This is a genomic window from Pedobacter sp. 01T416_2, assembly GCF_056398925.1.
In genome coordinates this window covers 1-1,242 of sequence record NZ_JBFTQI010001148.1, presented here as the reverse complement: position 1 = coordinate 1,242, position 1,242 = coordinate 1, and the positions used below count along the sequence as shown (strand labels likewise).

Sequence of the window (1,242 nt, the reverse complement as noted above, 5' to 3'; positions counted from 1 at the left end):
AATCGGGACCAGTCCAGCCGCCTTCGCTCCACATGAAATAATATTTACCATTTCTGATGAACATATATGGCCCTTCTACATAATTATCAGGCGTAATTTCTTTAAAAGTTGTACCATCCTCAAAAGGCAAAAAGCCAGTAAAATCTTTATTCAACTTTGCAATATTGCAGTGTTTCCAGCCACCATAAATTAAATAATACTGACCATCTTTATCTTTAAACACAAACTGATCAATAGGTTGAGCGCCATTATAAAACTTATCCACTAAAGGTTTCCCTAAATGGTCTTTATACGGTCCCTCTGGTTTATCGGCAACGGCTACACCAATTCCACCAATTTCTTTATCGCTTTGAATATCATTGGCACCAAAAAACAGGTAATACTTTTTGTCTTTTTGAACAATTGCCGGTGCCCACATGGCTTTGTTGGCCCATTTTACAGCAGCAGTATCTAAAATATGCGGGTGTTTTTTCCATTTCACCAAGTCGTCTGATGAAAAGGCATCTAAAAAAACCTGTTCTTTATACCTGGCCGAATAAGTGGGATAAACCCAATACTTATTGTTAAAAATAGCAGCATCAGGGTCTGCATACCAGCCTTGAAATATTGGATTTCCAGACTGGTTAATCGTTTTAGTATCTTGAGCTAAAGAAGTAAGTCCAGATAAAAGTAAAAGAGATGAGAATAGATATTTCATGGCAGCAATTTAGAAAAAAATAGCTATTAAAAAAATTAAGGGTATTCTATTCCAGCCACAAAGAATGGAAAGTAAAAGTTCAAAGATGTCATCCTGAGGGGGTAATTTATGTTGTAAAAATCAATATGAGTGACCTACAATTGATTTCTTTTGCCCTAAGGCGCGGTCTTGCCTCGGCTCGCCGCCGCCGAAGGGCTCTTTCTTTTTGGCATCAAAAAGAAACAAAAAATGCCGGCTGAAAATTTTTCTTTTGAAGGCAGTTGTGCGGCCAGAACAGTGCAGCCCGAAAAATTTGTTAGGCCGGATTTAAGTAGAACGGGGATGCCGTGCTATGGCCCAGTTGGATGGAAACATATAATCGACATAAACCATTCATATTTAAATAATTACAAAATAACATCAATGGTAGCCTATTGAAGGACATATGTTTTTTATTTCGACTAATAAAGGTCTTCGACTCCGCTTAGACTGACAATAGAAGTTAAATTTATTTAGTTGTTTTGGAAAGCAAAACCCCAAGCCAGTTGGTTAAACCGGTCCTGCCC

The 1,242-nt window shown here is 37.8% G+C and carries 1 protein-coding gene; it reads right to left on the bottom strand.

Annotation, left to right across the window (positions count from 1 at the left end; all coding sequences use genetic code 11):
- A partial coding sequence (locus AC1DPQ_RS28115) for a family 43 glycosylhydrolase (RefSeq protein ID WP_477611621.1) occupies positions 1–697 on the bottom strand: 697 nt, incomplete at its 3' end.
- Positions 698–1,242: the final 545 nt, after the last annotated feature.